Origin of the sequence: Brucella anthropi, assembly GCF_046630315.1 — a bacterium.
Lineage (GTDB): Bacteria > Pseudomonadota > Alphaproteobacteria > Rhizobiales > Rhizobiaceae > Brucella > Brucella anthropi_A.
The window spans coordinates 31,113-50,462 of the sequence record NZ_LQBD01000006.1; the positions used below are offsets into that span (position 1 = coordinate 31,113).

A 19,350-nucleotide genomic window follows, 5' to 3' on the forward strand; every position below is an offset into this window, starting at 1 on the left:
CCCATCTTTTTGTTTTCCCGTCGTTTCAGCGCAGGCGCGAGGGGCCTGCGCCGAAGCGCGGCCGACTATTCCTTGCTGACGGTCGCCAGGAAGTTGGAGTCGAATGTCGGGCCGAGCTTGTAGCCCTTGACGTTGCCGCGAATGCCGGCAACCTCAACCTGCTGGAACAGCATGACGAACGGGCTCTGGTCGAGCGCTTCCTGCTGAAGCTTCTTGTATTCCTCGGCGCGCTTTTCGTTGTCGCGTTCCAGCAGAGCGGCCTGCGTCTGCTTCGTCAGCTCCGGAATATCCCAGGCGTTGCGCCAGGCAAGCGTCTTGGTCGATGCATCGTCGCCGTTGTCCGGGTTGCTGGTGAAGGCTTCGGCGTTGGAATTCGGGTCCCAATAGTCCATGCCCCACTGGCCGATATACATATCGTGGTTACGGGCGCGATATTTGGTCAGCGTCTGCTTGCCGTCGCCGGGGATGATCTCGATCTTGACGCCCGCCTGGGCAGCGGTCTGCTGGAAGGATTCGGCAATGCCGGTGACGGGCTGGCCGTTGCGCACGTCGAACGTGACCGAAAGACCGTCCTTCAGGCCCGCCTTGGCGAGAAGTTCCTTCGCCTTGGCGACATCGAGCTTGTAGGGCGCGGAATCAAGGGAACCAAGGACGCCCTTGGCCTGATAGGTCTGGCGGATTTCGCCGATGCCCTTGATGAGGGTCGAGCCGATTGCATCATAATCGACCAGATATTTGAACGCTTCGCGAACTTCCGGCTTGGCCAGGTTCTCGTTCTTCTGGTTGAGGCTGATGTAATAGACCGTGCCCTTGGCGGCGCTGGCCGTGGAAAGGTCCGCATTCTTCTGAACGGCTTCGTAGTCGCCCGGCTCCAGATTGCGCGCCACATCGACGTCGCCCGATTCCAGCATCAGGCGCTGCGTCGCGCTTTCCTTGACGTGGCGATAGAAGACGCGCTTGAGCTTGGCCTTTTCGCCGTAGAAATTGTCGTTGCGCTCCAGAATGACAACTTCATTGGCGCGCCATTCGCGGATCGTGAACGGGCCGGAGCCTGCCGATTTGGTCTTCAGCCATGCATTGGCATAGTCGGTGTCGTATTTATAGTCGTCGGTCGGCGTGACCTTTTCGGCATGTTCTTCCAGAAGCTTCTTGTCGACCACTGCCGCGACGGTGGCGGTCAGGCAGTTCAGCACGAAGCTTGGCGCGTAGGACTTGTCGACGGTGAAGACGAAGGTCGTGTCGTCCACGGCTTTCGCCTTTTCGTTGACATTGTCCTTGGTCAGGCCAAACTGGGTCAGGATGAAGGCCGGGCTCTTGTCCAGACGCACGGCGCGCTCGAAGGAATAGGCCACATCGGCTGCCGTGATCGGGTTGCCGGAAGCGAACTTGATGCCCGGCTTCAGCTTGAACGTATAGGTGAGGCCGTCATCGGAAACGGTCCAGCTTTCAGCGACGCCCGGCACGACTTTCGACGTGTCGTTGATGTCGAGGCGAACGAGCATGTCATAGGCATTGCCGATGAATTCGGCCGGGCTCAGTTCGAAGGATTCAGCCGGGTCGAGCGTGATGGTGTCATCGATGGCCCATGCCTGGACCAGCGTGTCGGCAGGCGTGGCCGACAAGGCCGGATTGGCGGCCAGAACGGCGGCAAGCGCCGCGCCCGCGGCCAGAATGCGAAAACGTCCGAAATGCATCATGTCATGAGTCCCCTTTGTGTGATTTTGTCCGGTTCGGTCAGGCTGCTTCATGCCAGGCCTGTTTCAGAACGCGTATCCAATTGTCCCGGCAAAGCTTTGCCAGCTCCTCATCGCCATATCCGGCCTTTCGCAGCGCCTCGACGAGGTTCTGCGTACCTGCCGCATCGCCGATTTCGGCCGGAATTGTTGCCCCGTCATAGTCGGAACCAAGCGCCACGCAGTCAATGCCCATGCGTTCCACCATATAGTCCACATGGCGCACCATATCGGCAAGCGGTGTGTTGGCGTCTTCTCCGCCATCGGCGCGCAGCATGGTGGTGGCATAGTTCAGCCCGGCAAGCCCCTTGCTTTCGCGGATGGCGTCGAGCTGGCGGTCGGTCAGGTTGCGCGCAACGGGCGTGAGGGCGTGCGCATTGGAATGGCTGGCGATGAGCGGCTGGTCGCTCAGGCTTGCCACGTCCCAGAAGCCCTTTTCGGTGATATGGGCCAGATCGATCAGAATGCCCTTGGCGTTGCATGCCTTGACCAGCCGCTTGCCGGCCTCGGTGAGGCCGGGGCCGGTATCCGGGCTCATCGGATAGGCGAATGGCACGCCATGGGCGAAAATATTGTTCCGGCTCCAGACGGGGCCGAGCGAGCGCAGGCCGACGGCGTAAAAGACTTCAAGCGCCGCCAGATCTTCATCGATGGCTTCGCAGCCTTCCATGTGCAGCACGGCGGCGAAAGTGTCGCTGTTCAGCGTTTCATCGAGTTCGCGGCCGTTGCGGCAAAGCTTCCAGCCGCCGGCGGCTTCCAGCTTCAATGCAATGGCTGCGAATTCAAGCGCGATGTCGAGGGAGGGGCTGCGTTCGAGCGGCGATGAAAGCGGTGTTTCGTAATGGCCGTCGGCATCGGGCTTGCCCAGTTCGATATGTTCGCCCGAGGGGATGTAGATGGCGCATATGCCGCCGGCGAGACCGCCCTTGCGCGCGCGGGGCAGATCGATATGGCCGATATCCGTCCCGTCGATGAATTCCCTGATCGGGTCTTGGCCCTTGCGGGCATTTTCCCAAAGCCGCAGAAGGACATCGTTATGTCCGTCGAAAACGCGCTGCATTCTTTCATTCCTGACTGCATGGCCTGCCGGAGCAAAGCCACATATCAAACTGTTCAGGTGCAAGGAAACAACACGGCCAGGCCGGATAAACTCCCGATATGGTGGTCGATACTGCTGTTCTTATCGTTCCCCGCACTCCCAATTTATAAGCGGTGACAGCCTGTCGGAGTCAAGCCACCCGATGGCGCCGCCTGACTGCGAAATGAAGATAAATCCGTGCAAAACGAAAGGGCCGCGCTCTAAGACGCAGCCCTTTGTGCAAATGCCGAATTGCTTGATGCGAAAAGAGAATGAACTTCGCACCGCAGGAGGAAGATTAGAATTTGTAGTTCACACCGGCCTTGATCGAATGGTTCTTCAGGTCGTTGCGCTGTTCAATACCGTTGACGCGGGACTTCACGTCGCCGAAGCGCTGGAAATCATATTCCGCCTTGACGGAGAGCGGGCCGCTCAGAGCCTGTTCGACACCGGCGCCGATCAGCGCGCCGCCTTCCCAGCCGGGAGCCGAGGTGGTGTTGTCCTTGGCCTTGAAGCGGGTCACGCCGTAACCGACGGTGCCGTAAACGAGCGTCTTGTCGAAGGCATAGCCGACCTTGCCCTTGGCATTGCCGTTCCAGGACTGCTGAAGGCTGCCGCCATGGCCGATGCGATGTTCGGCCTCGGCAAAATTGCCTTCCAGCTCCGCGCCGAACACGACATTGCCGCTCTGCATGTTCTTGCCGACGACAACACCGCCAAGCGCGCCGGTGCGGTTGGTGAAGGGGCCGGGAATCTTGGATGAAGAAGCGCCGATCTGCGCGCCGACATAGTTGCCGGACCAGTCGTGCGGGCCGCTCGCAACCGGATCATTATAGGAATAGTCCGTTGCTCCCATCATGTCGGCGGCGAAAGCCGAACCGGCAAAAGCAACGATTGCGGCGCCGAGCGCCACTGCGGTGATAGAACGCTTCAACATTTTGTACTCCGATTTTCCCGTCCTGAAACACCGGCGGGAAACATGCCTGAAACTCACGATAGCCGACAGAAGGCGGCGCCTTCGAACTGGCTTGCGTCTCGCTTCTGATTGTGTCCAAATTTAAGAAAATTCGAGCGATTTCCATGCATTGCGCAAGCATTCTTCGCGCTATGCTTAATAATCGGTAACTGGTCGATGCCGAAACTATTGCTAGATCAATCTCAACCCGCGGAAGCTGGCATGGCCGTGCTTGCCGACGATGACATGGTCGTGCACCGTGATGTTGAGCGCCTTGGCCGCATCGACAAGCTGCTTGGTCATGTCGATATCGGCGCGCGACGGGGTGGGGTCGCCCGAGGGATGGTTGTGGACCAGAATAATGGCCGTCGCGGAAAGTTCCAGCGCGCGTTTGACCACCTCGCGCGGATAGACCGGCGTATGGTCCACCGTGCCTGTCTGCTGGACTTCATCGGCAATGAGCTTGTTCTTCTTGTCGAGAAACAGGATGCGGAACTGCTCGCGGGTCTCATAGGCCATGGCGGTGGTGCAATATTCGATCACCTTGGTCCATGAGCCGAGCACCTCGCGCTCCATGACGGTGCTGCGCGCACTCCGCTTTGCCACCGCTTCCACGAGCTTGAGTTCATGCGCGACAATGGGACCGGCACCCGGAACTTCGGCAATCAGCCTTTCGGGGGCGGCCAGAACTTCGGCAATGGAGCCGAACCGGGTCAGAAGCGCCTTGGCGAGCGGCTTGGTGTCGGATCGGCGGATGGCGCGAAACAGCAGCATTTCGAGCAGCTCATAATCCGCCAGCGCGTCGGGCGTGTCCCGGAAACGCTGCTTGAGACGATCGCGATGCCCCGCATAATGCGGCTTGTTCAGCTTGGGCGTCAGTTGCAGCGTATCGTTGAAGCCGGGGAACCGGGCGCTACCCGGTTCCTTCTTGCGCTTTGCCATCCTGTTTAAACCCCCGCAAAAACAGACCAGACAATGATCGGGACGTTATCATGCCGCCCTTATCGCATGGAAGGCGGCCCGAAGACATTGGCCGGAGACAGGGTGAATATCTCGCAGCCGTCTTTCGTGACGCCGATCGTATGCTCATATTGCGCGGTCAGCGACCGGTCCCGCGTCACGGCCGTCCAGCCATCGGCGAGAACCTTCACATGCGGCTTGCCGAGATTGATCATCGGTTCGATCGTGAAGATCATGCCTTCCCTGATTTCCACGCCCTCATTCGGCGTGCCGTAATGCAGGATATTCGGCGCATCATGGAACAATTGTCCGACCCCGTGGCCGCAGAAATCGCGCACCACCGAGCAGCGTTCGCCTTCGGCGTAAGTCTGGATCGCCGCGCCGATTGCGCCCGTCTTCACACCGGGCTTTACGGCTGCAATCCCGCGCAGCAGGCTTTCATAGGTGACTTCCAGCAGGCGCTCGGCGGCGCGCTTGATGTCGCCGACGGCATACATGCGGCTTGAATCGCCGTGCCAGCCATCGAGAAGATAGGTCACGTCGATATTGACGATGTCGCCCTCGCGCAGCGGCTTGTCGTTGGGGATGCCGTGGCAGACCACATGATTGATCGATGTGCAGGTGGACTTCGTATAGCCGCGATAATTCAGCGTTGCCGGAAACGCGCCGTGATCCATGCCGAATTCGAACACGAACTGGTCGATTTCATTGGTCGTCACACCCGGCTTGACAATATCGTTGAGCGCATCGAGGCAGCGTGCCGTCAGATTGCAGACCGTGCGCATGCCCTCGAATGCCTCGGGGCCATAGAGCCTGATCTGGCCCGTATATTTCATGGGTGCGCTTGTTGCTTCGATATAAGTTACCATCACTCGATCCGCCTTAGACCTTAATCTATTCGATTGGCACCAGCCCGGTGGCGTCAATGCTTTTGTCCGTTATGTGGCATCGAACGGCCCAGGCCTCAACCCCGGATGCGCGCGCACGCTCAAAAGCCCGTGCGTAAGTGGGATCAAGATCGCCGGAAATGCTGAATCTGCTGCAATCGCTGCGCTGGATAATAAACAGCATCACACCCCGATGGCCAGCGGCAACTACGTCGATGAGCTCATCAAGGTGTTTTGCGCCGCGCGCCGTCACCGTATCGGGAAATTCCGCCAGATCGGGCGTGCGGGTAAAATGCACGTTCTTGACCTCGACATAGGCCCGCTGGCGCGGCCCGTCATCCAGCAAGAGGTCGATGCGCGAATTGCGGCCATATTTCTGCTCGCGCTTGAGGCTGGCATATCCCGCGAGGTCCGGAACAAGGCCTTTCAGGATCGCTTCCTCGGCGATCCGGTTCGGCAGGCCGGTATTCACGCCGACCAGCGTGTTATCCGCTTCGACGATCTGCAACATATGGGCATATTTGCGGTGAGGGGCATCCGAAACGCTGAGCCAGACGCGGGAACCCGGCGCAGTCAAACCGAGCATCGAGCCGGTATTGGGTACGGAGGCGGTAATAAAGCGCCCGTCGTCAAGCGTGACGTCGGCGAGAAATCTCTTGTAGCGGCTTTCCAGCCTGCCGGTCACCAGGGGTGTTGGAAAAATCATGCGCCGGTTTAGATCAGTTTGGCGGATGCGCGAAAGGATTTTCTGACGGTTTTGCGAAAAATGCTGTCAACCGGACCGATGGCCTAGAACAGGGCCTTGATGACATCCGCCCAGCTCATATCCGCGCTGAGAACCATCACTGCCGCGATGAGACCGGCGCCGAGAAAGGTGAGGGTGGTTCTTGTTTCGCTTGTCATTGTTCTTCCCCATCAAATCAGTCGTTCGAAGTTGGGAAGAATTTCGCGGGTGATTGAGCCCGGATTGTGATGCGATAATGGCTATTCCGGGCAATTTGCGGGCATTTTACAGATAGGGTAAACGCGCCCGCTTCTTCCTATTCGGCAACCCAGTTGAAGATGAGTTCCTCGCGAAATGCGAAGCGCACGACATGGCTTGCCACCACCTCTTCAAGGCGGGCGAGGTTTTCTGCCGAGGTTTCAACGGTTGTGGTCAGCTTTTCCGCATCGGCATCGAGAATCACGAGACGGCCCTCGCCAAGGTCGATCGTGCCATGTTCCGGCGTAAATTCGACGGCAAATTTATGGGCCCAGTGCTTGCACAGCTGTTGCAGGTAGCGGCTGGCATGGGCTGTGGGAACGATTGCTGTGGCTCTCGGCATGTTGCTGTCCTTTCGAAAGGGGGCAGACATGCGCGTAACAGCATCCTGACAAATCAGCCAGTGATAATTCCATCAAATTTGCGGGAAAAGAAAAACCAGCAATGGTACGCCCAAGGGGAATCGAACCCCTGTTTCCGCCGTGAAAGGGCGGCGTCCTAACCGCTAGACGATGGGCGCCCGTTGCTGGTGTGGGGCGCTTATAGTCAGGAAATTTCCGACATGCAAGCCCCTTTTTCACTCGTCTGTGAATAAGTTCGGACGGCGCAAAACAGCGCGAAAGAAGCGCCAAGTCATTGAATTGTAAGATGAAATAAAAAACCAGCAATGGTACGCCCAAGGGGAATCGAACCCCTGTTTCCGCCGTGAAAGGGCGGCGTCCTAACCGCTAGACGATGGGCGCCCGTTGCTGGTGTGAGTGGGCTTATATTCAGGAAGGTTCTGACTCGCAAGCCCTAAAACTCACTTTTCTGAAAATAATCGAATGGAGCGCGTGAATAGGGAGAAAATGTGCGGCGCTGTTCGCTAGTGCATTGAAAATAAAGGGAAAAGAAAAATCCGGACCATGCGGCCCGGCTTTGGGAAAATGGTTGGGTCGATGCGGATCAGCCCTTGCAGCGCCAGTTCCAGTCGCGTTCCGGGCCGACATCGACGTGAACCGAGGTCGTATGGCAATAGGTGCCGACACCGCCGCGCCCCGGCATGGAGCGGGCAAAACGGGCGACTTCCCACTTTGAAACGCCATCGATCTGAATGTCGGCTGCGGCGCATATCATATGCAACGATCTGCGCGCCCCGTTGACCTTGCGGTTATAGGAAGGGCTGCGGTAGCCCGAAGTCACCATGACCGGGCGGCGGAAATGCCGCTCCATGGTTTTCAGCATCGAAACAAGCTGCGGCTTGAGGCAGGCAACGTCGACAGTCTGTCTTTGGACTTTCAGGCCATTGGGGGCAAGGCGCGCAAGGCCCGGCGCCGATGCAAGCGTCACGCTTGCAAATTCATCGTCTTCGTTGGCGTCGATATCGCTATCGTCGTAAAGGCTGTTGCGATGCTTGATTTCAATGCCGCCATTGGGGCGCACGCCGGGCAGCGAATAGTTGTAGTCATGCTTGGCCGCCGGTGAAACCGGCCTTGCGACGGCCAGCTTCCTGTTTTCAGTCTTATCCGAACGTGCGCCGGTCGATTCGTCGGAGAACAGGCGGGCAATGCTCCCCTGCGATGCCGTGGGACGCTGCGGCGAGGCAAAGGCGCTTTTGGTGGAGCCGAACAATGAAGCCGCCTGCACCGGCTTTTCCGCCTCGGCGGGCTTTGCGGCTGCGGTCTGCTGCTGGTTCGCGTCCTCTGCGGCCTTTTCTTCCTTTGCCGGTTCCTGCGGCTTTTTCGCATTTTCGGCGGGAGCGGCGGCGGCTGGCTGTTCTGCGGTTTGCTCAGGTGCCGTTTCGCCGGACTTGCCGCCGCCGAACAGGCCGAAAAGCGATGTGCTCTTGGGCTGTTGCGGGGCGAGGGCGGCGAGCTGCGCCGGCTTCTCGGCTTCTGCCGCAGCCTCGGACGGTTTTGCCTGCTCTTTATTATCAACAGCGTTCGCTGTCTGGGCTTGCGTCTTTTTCTCTTCCGTTGCAGCGGGCGCTGCCGTCTGTGCGGCCGCTGTCTGATCGGCGGCACTTTGCAATGTATCCGCAATCATGGAGCCGCTGGTCGCGGCGGTCATCTGGAGCGGCTTTCCGTCAAGCCCTGTACCGGTCGATGTGCAGGATGTGACAAGGAGCGCGAGCAAAGCCACGCTGCCTGAGAGAAACCTGCCGGTGGTCCGGTGTGTAGAGTTTGCAAATTTCAACAGTCTGCTCCAGCTCGATTTCCCTGACCAGTCTGGCGGCTCGACATCATTCGAGCCTACCTGGTTTCGGGAGATCGGCTCTCCCGTGCGAGGCTGACAACATGCGTGATGGCTATCGTCCCCACAGCTCCCGGCTGTTTGCGCCGGGAAAGAAATTCATAAATATCAGCGTTTTATGACATTTGCTTCGATGCGAATTCTATCATTGCGCCGTATTGTGCAAATCACCTGGCAGGCAATTCGTTACCAATTTTTAAGTTTTTTAATGGCGGAGCGCAACTATTGATGCACATTCAGCGTTAAAAGGCTTTTCGTCTAATGCTTGTTATTCGAATATAACGAAATATTACTTTGTGTAACCATCGGTTACATTCCCTATGCCTGCCGGGCGGCGAGGATAATCTGCACCGGCTGATCCGGCCTTCCTCGCGCGGCGAATTTCCGATTACCGTCACTCACTTGTTGACAGGACGCCTCGACTTGGTGCTATCCCTTGGCAATTGCTTTATCTTTGTCCGGTGTTGTGACCAACGACACCTTATGCGGCATTAACCGGGAACAGAAACATGACCAAGCGCACGCGGCAGATCGCCAATCTTTTGCTGGCAGCAACAGCGGCGGCGATGCTCACGGCATGCGCGGGCGGAAAAGAGTTTCAGGGCACCCCGCAGGAAGGTGCCTCGCGGACCGGTGTTTTCCCGACATTCGGCCATATGCCGAAGGCTGCGACCCAACAGATTACCCCGGAAGAAAAGCAGCAGCTTACGACCGGGCTTGATGCCGACCGCACGCGCCTGGCGGCATCCAGAGCCACCGGCGGCGGTTTCACGCCTGCCGAGGCCGCGACCCTGCGCAAGCAGGCGCAGCAGGATACGGACGCTACCCTGAAACAGATCGAAAGCGGGGAAGAGTAATCCTCTTCGCATAACGGGGAAAACCATATCCTTTGACGCAGCAACACGTCTCGACCCGATTCGAGAACAGGTGTATAGCTCCTTTGCGGCGCATGCGCGCCATACCGTTCAACCCTCCTTTGGAACAGGATCATGTCGGAAGAATTCCATAAAGTCCGTCGTCTGCCACCTTATGTCTTTGAACAGGTCAACCGTCTGAAGGCATCGGCGCGAGCGGCGGGCGCCGACATCATCGATCTGGGCATGGGCAATCCCGATCTGCCGACGCCGCAGAACATCGTGGACAAGCTGTGCGAGGCCGTGCAGGACCCGCGCGCCCATCGTTATTCCGCCTCCAAGGGCATTCCGGGCTTGCGGCGTGCGCAGGCGCAATATTATGCGCGCCGCTTCGGCGTGAAGCTCAATCCGGACACGCAGGTTGTCGCCACGCTCGGCTCCAAGGAAGGCTTCGCCAACATGGCGCAGGCCATCACCGCGCCGGGCGATGTGGTTCTGTGCCCGGACCCGACCTATCCGATCCACTCCTTCGGCTTCATCATGTCGGGCGGCGTCATCCGCTCGGTTCAGGCCAAGCCGGACGAGAATTTCATCCCGACGCTCGAGCGCGGCGTGAAGCATTCCATCCCGAAGCCGATCGCGCTGATCCTCAATTTCCCGTCCAATCCGACGGCCTATGTGGCGACGCTCGATTTCTACAAGGATGTGGTGGCTTTTGCGCGCAAGCATGACATCGTCATCCTGTCGGATCTGGCCTATTCGGAAATCTATTTCGACGGCAATCCGCCGCCATCCGTGCTGGAAGTGCCGGGCGCGATGGATGTGACCGTCGAGTTCACCTCCATGTCGAAGACATTCTCCATGCCGGGCTGGCGCATGGGCTTCGCGGTCGGCAATGAGCGCCTGATCGCCGCGCTGACGCGCGTGAAGTCCTATCTCGATTATGGCGCGTTTACGCCGATCCAGGTGGCGGCGACGGCAGCGCTCAATGGCGACGGCTCCGATATCGCCTATGTGCGCAATGTCTACAAGCAGCGCCGCGACGTGCTGGTCGAGAGCTTTGGCCGCGCGGGCTGGGACGTTCCGCCGCCGGCTGCCACCATGTTCGCCTGGGTTCCGATCCCGGAACGTTTCCGCGCGCTTGGCTCGCTGGAATTCTCCAAGCTTCTGGTCGAGCAGGCCGATGTGGCTGTCGCGCCGGGCATCGGTTTCGGCGAACACGGCGACGATTATGTGCGTATCGCGCTGGTTGAAAACGAGCACCGCATCCGTCAGGCTGCGCGCAACATCAAGCGGTTCTTCTCTGCCAAGGATGAGAATCTGCAAAATGTGATTCCGCTCGAAGGCCGCCGTTAATCGCGTTCTTCATGCCTGCGGGCCGGTCTGTTCGGCCCGCGGCTCCCACCCGATAAGCTACTCCATACAGAAGGTCGATAGAATGAGTGATGCATTACGGATCGGCGTTGCCGGCCTCGGCACCGTTGGTGCTTCGGTGTTGCGTATCCTGCGTGACAAGTCCGAAATGCTCACGCGCCAGTGCGGCAAGCCCGTTATGGTTACGGCGGTCAGCGCGCGGGATCGCAACCGGGATCGCGGGGTTGATCTTTCCGGCATCGCATGGTTCGACGATCCGGTGGAGCTTGCGAAAACTGCCGATATCGACGTTTTCGTGGAACTGATCGGCGGTGAGGATGGCCCGGCCAAGGCCTCCGTCGAAGCGGCCCTGCGCGCCGGTCGCCATGTCGTGACCGCCAACAAGGCGCTGCTTGCGCGCCACGGCGTCGCGCTTGCCAGGATCGCCGAGGACAAGGGTGTTCTGCTCAATTTCGAAGCGGCTGTTGCGGGCGGCATTCCGGTCATCAAGGCGATGCGCGAATCTTTGACCGGCAATACGGTTTCGCGCGTCTATGGCATCATGAACGGCACCTGCAACTACATCCTGACCCGGATGTGGGAAGAGGGGATTTCGTTCGAGGCCTGTCTCAAGGATGCGCAGCGCCTCGGCTATGCCGAAGCCGACCCGACCTTCGATATCGAAGGCAACGACACGGCGCACAAGCTGGCGCTTCTCACCAGCCTTGCCTTCGGCACGCAGATCGCCGCCGACGATATCTATCTGGAAGGCATCAGCAATATTTCGCTGGCCGATATCCGCGCCGCCGATGAACTCGGCTATCGCATCAAGCTTCTGGGTGTCGCGCAGAAGACCGATACCGGCATTGAACAGCGCGTGCACCCGACCATGGTGCCAACCTCGTCGGTGATCGCGCAGGTCCATGGCGTAACCAATGCGGTGGCAATCGAAACCGATCTTCTGGGCGAGCTTCTGCTTTCCGGCCCCGGTGCGGGCGGCAATGCGACGGCATCAGCCGTGATCGGCGACGTTGCCGATATTGCGAAAAGCCGTCCGGGCTTCCAGCACGGCCCGGTTTTCGGCACGCCTGCCAAGGCGTTGCAGCCCTATAAGCGGGCCAAGATGCGCAAGCACGCAGGCGGCTATTTCATCCGCCTGACGGTGCTTGACCGCATTGGCGCCTTTGCGGCCATTGCCAGGCGCATGGCTGAAAACGACATCTCGCTGGAATCGATCGTGCAGCGTCCGCCGATGGACGACGCGCAGCGCGAAGGTGTCAAGACGGTCATCCTCGTCACGCACGAGACGACTGAATCAGCCGTCAAGAAGGCGCTGGAAGCGATCCTGAAAGATGACCATCTGGTGGACAAGCCACAGATGATCCGCATCGAACGGGCAGGCTGACCGCGGATATTCAGCTCTCTTGCAGGTTCGATTTACCTTTGTTATGAAAGCCGGATTATTCGTTTCAAGAGATAAACAGGAAAAGGAGGGCTGTACGATGTATGTGACGCGTCATGATCATCACCGACAGTATGGCCCCGGTTTTGCCCTGCATAAGTAATTTGTGCGGGGCGGAAAAAGACACTGAAACCACTGTCTTGTTCTGCCTTTTCCTGAAGGCGCGGTCGTTGAGCCGCTGCCGGACATTCGCCAGCACATCCATCCATGTCGCGGTTTGGAAACCGGGCATCCGTGCTTGGCAGAATTGGGCCGATTGCCATGTCTCTTGTTGCTATCCAGAATCTTTCGCTTACCCTTCATGAACCCCTCTTTGCCAATCTCGATCTCATCATAGGCGAGGGCGAGCGCCTTGGCATCGTCGCTGCCAACGGTCGCGGCAAGACGGGCCTTCTGCGTCTCCTTGTCGGGGAGGGCGAGCCGACACTCGGCACGATCACGCAGTCGCGTGGATTGAAGATCGGTTATGTCAGCCAATATGTTCCAGAAAGCCTGTTAAACCGCAGTTTTTACGAGGTGGTGCTGGATGGGCTTGATGAAGAAGCGCGGGATTATGAAAGCTGGCGCGCCGATATCGTTTTGGATGATCTGCACGTCGCGGAGGAATTGCGGCAGCTTGCCATGCGCCAACTCAGCGGTGGCTGGCAGCGGCTTGCACTTCTGGCGCGCGCTTGGGTGCCGGAACCTGATGTTCTCCTGCTTGATGAGCCGACCAACCATCTGGATCTTGAAAAAGTGCGGTTGCTGGAAAACTGGCTGAACGCGCTGCCGCGCTCGGTCGCTGTCGTGGTCTGCAGTCACGACCGCGCCTTTCTGGATGCTGTGACCAAACGAACGCTGTTTCTGCGGGCCGAAAAATCATCCATTTTCGCGTTGCCCTACAGTCAGGCGCGGGTTGCGCTCGATGACATCGATGCGGCGGATGCCCGGCAGTTCGAAAAGGATATGAAGGCAGTCCAGCAATTGCGCAGACGGGCGGCGAAGCTCAACAATATCGGCATCAATTCCGGCAGTGATCTGTTAGTCGTTAAAACCAAACAGTTGAAAGCACGCGCCGACAAGATCGAAGAAAGCGCCAAGGCAGCGCATGCGGAGCGTTCCGCAGGCAAGATCATATTGAACAGCCGTGGCAGCCACGCCAAGGCTCTGGTGGTCCTCGACCAGGCCGAAATCGTCGCGCCCGATGGAAGGCTTTTGTTCAAGACGGGACAGCTTTGGATCAGTCCGGGCGACCGCATTGTCCTGCTTGGTGCCAATGGCTTGGGCAAGACGCGGTTGCTGACGCTGGTGCGCGAGGCCATTCTTGCCCCGGACCAGGCGCAGGCAGGAATCAAGGCGACACCGTCCCTCGTGCTGGGATATAGCGATCAGGCCTTGTCGGAGCTTTGTCCCGACCGGACACCGTTTGAGACGATTGCAAGGCGCTTCGATATTGGAGACCAGCGGACGCGATCCCTGCTGGCGGGTGCGGGCATGACGCTTGAAATGCAGGCCAAACCGCTGGAACGCCTGTCCGGCGGGCAGAAGGCGCGCCTTGCCATGCTGGTTCTGCGGCTCACCAACCCGAACTTCTATATTCTGGATGAGCCGACCAACCATCTTGATATCGAGGGCCAGGAAGCGCTGGAAGTAGAACTGCTGCGCAATGATGCGGCGAGCCTGATCGTTTCGCACGACCGCAGTTTTGTTCGCAATGTCGGCAACCGTTTCTTGATGATCGAAAGAAAAAGGCTGATCGAGGTGGAAAATGCGGAGTTTTTCTTTGATCGAATCGGAAGCTGATTGCTTGCGACTTCTTTTGGTTGTTTAACAAGTTCTGCAAACTTGTGGCCGCGCATGGCTGTTCACATCCGGCCATGGCATGAAACGAAGCGTGTAGGGTCTAAATCGATTAAGACTTTGAGCGCACACTGTTTTTAGCTCCTACGCCCTTGCGGGGTGTCGGGGACTTTGACAAAAGGTTTGCACAATGTCGCTATAAAAGGCGGCAATCGCGGCTCCGCGCCGCATAAACGCAATTCGAATTCAGGACTTTGTTCAAATGGCCAAGACCGCAGAGCAGCACCCGCATGGATTAGTCCAGGGACTGGATCGCATTCTCACACTGGAGCTGGTCCGTGTGGCCGAGCGTGCAGCAGTAGCCGCGGCAAGGCTGCGCGGGCGCGGCGATGAAATGGCTGCCGATCAGGCCGCCGTCGATGCCATGCGCCAGGAACTGAACCGTCTTCCGATTGCCGGAACCGTGGTGATCGGCGAAGGCGAGCGCGACGAAGCGCCGATGCTCTATATCGGCGAAGAGGTCGGCACCAAGCAGGGACCGGACGTCGATATCGCGCTCGATCCGCTGGAAGGCACCACGATCTGCGCCAAGAACCTGCCGAACTCGCTCGCTGTCATCGCGATTGCCGAGAAGGGCAACCTGCTTTACGCGCCCGACGTCTATATGGAAAAGATCGCCGTTGGTCCGGGCTATGCGAAGGGCGTTGTCGACCTTGACGCCAGCCCGACGGACAACATCATGTCCGTCGCCAAGGCAAAGGGCGTGAAGCCGAATGAAATCACCGCCTGCATCATGGATCGTCCGCGCCATGCGCGGCTGATCGAGGAGGTGCGGGCGACCGGCGCCGCGATCCGTCTCATTGGCGATGGCGACGTGGCTGGCGTGATGCACACGACCAACCCGGACGAAACCGGCATCGACATCTATATCGGCATTGGCGGCGCGCCCGAAGGCGTTCTGGCTGCGGCGGCGCTTCGCTGCATTGGCGGCCAGATGCAGGGCCGTCTCCAGCTCAATACCGATGAAAAGATCGCCCGTGCCGCCAAGATGGGCATTGCAGACCCGAAAAAGGTCTATTCGCTGGAAGAAATGGCCAAGGGCGATGTGCTTTTTGCCGCGACTGGCGTGACGGACGGCAACATGCTTTCCGGCGTCAAATTCGCCCGCGATTATATCCAGACGCACACCATCGTCATGCGTTCAAGCTCGCAGACGGTGCGCGAGATCAAGGCGCGCCATCAGGACCTGTCCAAGTTCTAGGACCTGTCGGTATTTCGGTTCTGGCGGTCTGCAAATGGCGTGGTTCTGCGCTTCCGGTGCTCACATACGCAAAGTATGCTCCGCTCCGGTTCTCGAACCCCATCATTTTCGACGCGCCATACCCAAAATCTCAACAGGTCCAAGCGCCTTCCAAACAGGCTTTTATCAAAGGCGGCATTGCAAAGATGCCGCCTTTTGTGTCTTTAGAAACTTATGACGACAGAGCGCTTTTTCCTCGGAATAAAACAATCCGCAACCGGGCAGAAATGGGTGGACCGGCTTGGCCTGCGTGAGGCCAATACGGCGCTTGCCATTGCGCAGCATCACGGCATTTCCGATCTGGTCGCCCGCGTGCTGGCCGGGCGGGGGGTGTCCGTGGAAGGCGCGCCGGAATTTGTCGATCCGACACTGCGCAATCTCATGCCCGATCCGGCAACGCTCACCGACATGGAAAATGCGGCAGGACGCATTGCCGATGCCATTGTGCGCCGCGAGACCGTGGCCATTTTCGGCGATTACGATGTCGATGGCGCCTGTTCTTCCGCCCTGATGGCGCGGTTTTTCAAACATTACGGCATTCAGCATTCGATCTACATTCCCGACCGGATTTTTGAGGGGTACGGCCCCAATCCAGATGCCATGCGCGATCTGGTCGCCAAGGGCGCGACCCTGATCGTGACCGTCGATTGTGGCACCAACAGCGCGTCTTCCATCACGGCTGCCAGGCAAGCCGGGGCCGATGTCGTGGTGCTCGATCACCATCAGGTCGGCGGCGATCTGCCGGACGATGCGGTGGCCATCGTCAATCCGAACCGCGAGGATGATATTTCGCAGCAGGGCCATCTCTGTGCGGCAGGCGTCGTCTTTCTGACGCTGGTGCAGGTGGTCAAGATTCTGCGCGAGCGCGGCAAAGGGCCGGGGCCTGATCTTCTTTCCCTGCTCGATCTGGTGGCGCTGGCAACGGTCTGCGATGTCGTGCCGTTAACCGGCGTCAACCGGGCTTTCGTCGTCAAGGGGCTGGTTGTGGCGCGCTCGCAAAGCAATGTCGGCCTTGCCGCCCTGGCGCGTGTGGCGCGCATTGGCGAGCCGCTCAATGTCTTTCATCTCGGCTATCTCATCGGGCCGCGCATCAATGCGGGCGGGCGCATCGGCGATGCCGGGCTTGGCGCGCGGCTGCTGACGCTGGACGATCCGGCAATGGCGGATCGCATCGCCGTGGAACTCGACCGGCTCAATCAGGAGCGTCAGGCCATGGAAGCCGAGATGCTCATGGAGGCGGAAGCGGAAGCCTCGCTGGAAATTTCGGGCGGCGCAGGCGCATCCGTCATCGTGACGGCAAGCGACCGCTGGCATCCCGGTATTGTCGGGCTGCTCGCCTCGCGATTGAAGGAAAAAGCCCGGCGACCGGCCTTTGCCATTGCTTTCAATGCCAATGGTGTCGGATCGGGCTCCGGGCGTTCCATCATGGGGCTCGATCTCGGCAAGCTGGTGCGCGGCGCAATCGAACGCGGGCTTCTCGTCAAGGGCGGCGGCCATGCCATGGCGGCAGGCATCACCATCGAACGCGCAAATCTTGGTGCGTTGCGCGCTTATTTCGAAGAAGAATCAGCCCATATCGTTTCGCGCCTGCGTGAAGACCAGAGCCTTTCCATCGATGGCGCGCTGGCCGCATCGGGGGCTACCGTGTCGCTCTATGAAGCCTTGCAGAAGGCGGGGCCATATGGTTCCGCACATCCGCAGCCCATATTGGCGCTGCCGCATCATGTCCTGGCCGATGTGCGCGGCGTCGGGCGCGATCATGTGCGTGTGAGCTTGCGCGGTGCGGATGGAAAGCGCGTCAATGCCATCGCCTTCCGGGCGGCGGAAGGCGATCTTGGGCGCTTCCTGTTCAACAATATCGGCCAGAGCGTGCATGTGGCGGGCAATCTGTCGCTAAACCACTGGAATGGTTCGGTCACGCCGCAGATCCAGATTCTGGACGCCGCTTTCCCCGTTTGAAATTTCTGGATTTTTTGTCATCACGCCCTTGTGAAGGGCGGGGCTGAATTCCCATATGAGCCCTGATTTAAACATTCAGACATGACTCTAACCGGGAGAAACGAATGCCGGGTTCCGGAAACCGCCTGACCAAACTGACGGTCGCACTTGTTCTAGGCCTTGTGGCCGTGTTCACTGCCGTCGATTTCGCCGAGGCTCGCCGCGCGGGCGGTGGCGGTTTCGGCAGCCGTGGCGCGCGCACCTATTCCGCGCCGGCGCCGACGCGCACCGCGCCCAACAACGCCGCCCCGATCGAACGTTCGATGACGCCGAATACAGGCGCGACGCAGACCAACCGTCCGGGCGCTGCCGCGACGCAGAATGCCGCGCAGGCGCAGCGTTCCGGCGGCATGTTCGGCAGTTTCGGCCGCTCCATGCTGGGTGGGCTTCTCGTCGGCGGCCTGATCGGCATGCTGCTCGGCAACGGCCTTGGCGGTCTTGCCGGCATGTTCGGCCTGATCCTGCAGGTCGCGGTCATCGCGCTGATTGCGATGTTCGTCATGCGCATGTTCGCCAATCGCCGCCAGCCGGCTGCGGCAGGCGCCGGTCATGCGGGCGCACAGCCCTTCGGCACGGCAAAGACCGCAGCCCCGCAAGCGGGTCCCCAGGCTGGTTTCGGTGGCCGCACGCCATCGGTAAACCCGTTCGAGACTAAGCAGGAAGCTGCGCCCGCTGCCCCGGCGGTTGAAGATGAACCGATGGATGTGGGCCAGGCGGACCTGGATCGTTTCGAGCAGATGCTGTCCGAAATCCAGACCGCCTATGGCCGCGAGGATTATGCAGCGCTGCGCAAGCTCACCACGCCGGAAGCCATGTCCTATCTGGCTGAAGAACTGGGCGAGATCGCTTCCAGCGGCATGCGCAACGAGGTGAAGGAGGTGAAGCTGCTTCAGGGCGACGTTTCCGAAGCCTGGCGCGAAGGCGACATCGAATATGCCACCGTTGCGATCCGCTATTCGGCCATCGACGTCATGCTGGACCGCAATACCGGCGCCGTCGTCGAGGGCAACCCGAACGAGCCGGTGGAAAGCGTGGAACTGTGGACGTTCACCCGCACGGATGGCGGCGAATGGCTTCTTGCGGCCATTCAGGGAACGGAATAACCGTTCAGGATTGAAAAACCCGGTCTCGCGACCGGGTTTTTTATTTTACGCATGTCTTTTCCCGAAACCGGTTTCCACTTTCGGGAGCCATGCTCTGTTACCAGCTGCCGATATTTTCGGCGGAAGCCCACGGCTCCTGCGGGGCCAGACGTTCGCCCTTCTGGATCAGCTCGATGGAAATGCCGTCGGGCGACTTGATGAAGGCCATGTGCCCGTCGCGCGGCGGACGATTGATCGTAATGCCTGCATCCTGCAATTTCCGGCAGGTGGCATAAATGTCGTCCACTTCATAAGCGAGGTGGCCGAAATTGCGGCCGCCCGTATAGTTTTCCGGGTCCCAGTTATAGGTTAGTTCGATTGTTGGCGCGCGTTCTGCCCTGGCACGCTCGGCATCGCCGGGCGCAGCGAGAAAGATCAGCGTATAGCGCCCTTTTTCGTTTTCGATGCGGCGGGTTTCTTCAAGACCGAGCTTGTTTACATAAAAATCGAGAGATTCGTCGATGTCGCGAATTCGGACCATCGTGTGCAGATAGCGCATAATCTTTTCCTCGGCTGTTGTCATTCGGGTGTACATCGAATCCGATGTCCCGGGCCGGGCGTCAAGCTATCACGGACAAAGCGACGTTCAAAAGGATTGGGCGGAAGATGTGACCGGAAATGTCCGGCCTGCGTCA

Annotated in this window: 16 protein-coding genes and 2 tRNA genes; 7 read left to right on the forward strand and 11 right to left on the reverse strand. The window is 59.3% G+C overall.

Features of this window, described 5'->3' with window-relative positions:
* Positions 1 to 65: 65 nt before the first annotated feature.
* The 10 genes from AVM02_RS04240 to AVM02_RS04285 form a co-directional block, all read right to left on the reverse strand.
* Entirely contained in the window at positions 66 to 1,697 is a 1,632-nt protein-coding gene (locus tag AVM02_RS04240) for an ABC transporter substrate-binding protein (RefSeq protein WP_411505777.1), read from the reverse strand.
* A 37-nt stretch (positions 1,698 to 1,734) separates the two neighbouring features.
* Positions 1,735 to 2,793, reverse strand: a complete 1,059-nt coding sequence (locus AVM02_RS04245) for a dipeptidase (protein ID WP_411505778.1) — start codon at positions 2,791 to 2,793, stop codon at positions 1,735 to 1,737.
* A gap of 316 nt (positions 2,794 to 3,109) precedes the next feature.
* Positions 3,110 to 3,748 carry an outer membrane protein gene (locus AVM02_RS04250; protein ID WP_411505779.1) on the reverse strand — a complete coding sequence of 213 codons (639 nt, stop codon included), beginning with the start codon at positions 3,746 to 3,748 and terminating at the stop codon, positions 3,110 to 3,112.
* Between the two features lie 210 nt (positions 3,749 to 3,958).
* Positions 3,959 to 4,708, reverse strand: a complete 750-nt coding sequence (gene radC / locus AVM02_RS04255) for a RadC family protein (protein WP_411505780.1) — start codon at positions 4,706 to 4,708, stop codon at positions 3,959 to 3,961.
* 59 nt (positions 4,709 to 4,767) lie between these two features.
* Positions 4,768 to 5,595 carry a type I methionyl aminopeptidase gene (gene map / locus AVM02_RS04260; RefSeq protein ID WP_411505880.1) on the reverse strand — a complete coding sequence of 276 codons (828 nt, stop codon included), beginning with the start codon at positions 5,593 to 5,595 and terminating at the stop codon, positions 4,768 to 4,770.
* 25 nt (positions 5,596 to 5,620) lie between these two features.
* Positions 5,621 to 6,319: a DNA/RNA nuclease SfsA gene (gene sfsA, locus AVM02_RS04265; RefSeq protein ID WP_411505781.1), complete on the reverse strand. Its 699-nt coding sequence runs from the start codon at positions 6,317 to 6,319 to the stop codon at positions 5,621 to 5,623.
* Positions 6,320 to 6,653: 334 nt separating this feature from the next.
* Positions 6,654 to 6,938 carry a DUF2218 domain-containing protein gene (locus tag AVM02_RS04270; protein WP_411505782.1) on the reverse strand — a complete coding sequence of 95 codons (285 nt, stop codon included), beginning with the start codon at positions 6,936 to 6,938 and terminating at the stop codon, positions 6,654 to 6,656.
* 102 nt (positions 6,939 to 7,040) lie between these two features.
* Positions 7,041 to 7,115, reverse strand: a tRNA-Glu gene (locus AVM02_RS04275).
* A gap of 148 nt (positions 7,116 to 7,263) precedes the next feature.
* Positions 7,264 to 7,338, reverse strand: a tRNA-Glu gene (locus AVM02_RS04280).
* 202 nt (positions 7,339 to 7,540) lie between these two features.
* The gene (locus AVM02_RS04285) at positions 7,541 to 8,770 is read right to left on the reverse strand and encodes a YcbK family protein (protein WP_411505783.1); all 1,230 of its coding nucleotides are present in this window, start codon (positions 8,768 to 8,770) and stop codon (positions 7,541 to 7,543) included.
* 566 nt (positions 8,771 to 9,336) lie between these two features.
* On the opposite strand from AVM02_RS04285, the gene AVM02_RS04290 reads away from it, so the two are divergent.
* From AVM02_RS04290 to AVM02_RS04320, 7 genes are all read left to right on the forward strand, one after another.
* Positions 9,337 to 9,684, forward strand: a complete 348-nt coding sequence (locus AVM02_RS04290) for a hypothetical protein (protein WP_411505784.1) — start codon at positions 9,337 to 9,339, stop codon at positions 9,682 to 9,684.
* A 132-nt stretch (positions 9,685 to 9,816) separates the two neighbouring features.
* A complete protein-coding gene (locus AVM02_RS04295) occupies positions 9,817 to 11,037 on the forward strand; it encodes an LL-diaminopimelate aminotransferase (protein ID WP_411505785.1) in 1,221 nt (406 codons plus the stop codon).
* Between the two features lie 82 nt (positions 11,038 to 11,119).
* The gene (locus AVM02_RS04300) at positions 11,120 to 12,439 is read left to right on the forward strand and encodes a homoserine dehydrogenase (protein ID WP_411505786.1); all 1,320 of its coding nucleotides are present in this window, start codon (positions 11,120 to 11,122) and stop codon (positions 12,437 to 12,439) included.
* A 318-nt stretch (positions 12,440 to 12,757) separates the two neighbouring features.
* Entirely contained in the window at positions 12,758 to 14,278 is a 1,521-nt protein-coding gene (locus AVM02_RS04305; protein ID WP_411505787.1) for an ABC-F family ATP-binding cassette domain-containing protein, read from the forward strand.
* Positions 14,279 to 14,537: 259 nt separating this feature from the next.
* Positions 14,538 to 15,536, forward strand: a complete 999-nt coding sequence (gene glpX, locus AVM02_RS04310) for a class II fructose-bisphosphatase (RefSeq protein ID WP_411505788.1) — start codon at positions 14,538 to 14,540, stop codon at positions 15,534 to 15,536.
* Between the two features lie 213 nt (positions 15,537 to 15,749).
* Complete coding sequence (recJ, locus tag AVM02_RS04315; RefSeq protein WP_411505789.1) at positions 15,750 to 17,534, forward strand: single-stranded-DNA-specific exonuclease RecJ; 1,785 nt, start codon at positions 15,750 to 15,752, stop codon at positions 17,532 to 17,534.
* Positions 17,535 to 17,638: 104 nt separating this feature from the next.
* A complete protein-coding gene (locus tag AVM02_RS04320; protein ID WP_411505790.1) occupies positions 17,639 to 18,676 on the forward strand; it encodes a Tim44 domain-containing protein in 1,038 nt (345 codons plus the stop codon).
* Between the two features lie 97 nt (positions 18,677 to 18,773).
* Here AVM02_RS04320 and AVM02_RS04325 read toward each other — a convergent pair whose 3' ends face one another.
* The gene (locus AVM02_RS04325) at positions 18,774 to 19,214 is read right to left on the reverse strand and encodes a VOC family protein (protein WP_411505791.1); all 441 of its coding nucleotides are present in this window, start codon (positions 19,212 to 19,214) and stop codon (positions 18,774 to 18,776) included.
* Positions 19,215 to 19,350 lie beyond the last annotated feature (136 nt).